Origin of the sequence: Streptomyces flavochromogenes (assembly GCF_000717595.1) — a bacterium.
Taxonomy (GTDB): domain Bacteria; phylum Actinomycetota; class Actinomycetes; order Streptomycetales; family Streptomycetaceae; genus Streptomyces; species Streptomyces flavochromogenes.
This window is the reverse complement of the sequence record NZ_JNZO01000099.1, coordinates 1-576: the sequence shown is the minus strand read 5'-3', so window position 1 is coordinate 576 and position 576 is coordinate 1. Positions and strand designations below refer to the sequence as shown.

At 68.6% G+C, this 576-nt stretch carries 1 protein-coding gene; it reads left to right on the top strand.

Features of this window, described 5'->3' with window-relative positions:
- Positions 1-576, top strand: a 576-nt coding sequence (locus IF00_RS42245; protein WP_037640539.1) for an AMP-binding protein, incomplete at both ends; no start/stop codon positions are given.

Genomic DNA, 576 nt, shown 5'->3' with positions numbered 1-576 from the left:
GCCGGAGGCGCCGGCGGTGGTGTGTGGTGAGGTGCGTCTGTCGTACGGGGAGTTGTGGTCGCGTGCGGTGGGTGTGGCCAATGAGCTGACGCGTGTGGGTGTGGGTCGGGGTTCGGTGGTGGCGTTGGCGGTGCCGCGTTCGGTGGACGCGGTGGTGGCGATGCTGGGTGTGGGTCTTGCGGGTGGGGCGTTTCTGCCGGTGGACCTGGACTTTCCGGCCGACCGGATCGCCTACATCCTCTCCGACGCCCGACCGGTGGCCGTGCTGTCCACGAAGGATGCGGTGACAGGTCTGCCCGACGGCGTGCACACACCGGTCGTGCTCCTGGACGACGTGGCTCCGGCGGCGGAACTCGCCGCTCAGGACGAGGTGTCGGCGGGTGACGCGGCGTACGTGCTGTACACGTCGGGTTCGACCGGTCGTCCGAAGGGTGTGGTCGTGCCGCATGGCGCGTTGCGGAACTTCCTGTGGTCGATGGGCTCGCAGGTGGGGTTGTCGGCGGGGGAGAAGTGGCTGGCGGTGACGACGTTCGGTTTCGACATCTCCCTCCTTGAGGTCTTCCTGCCGCTGGTCTC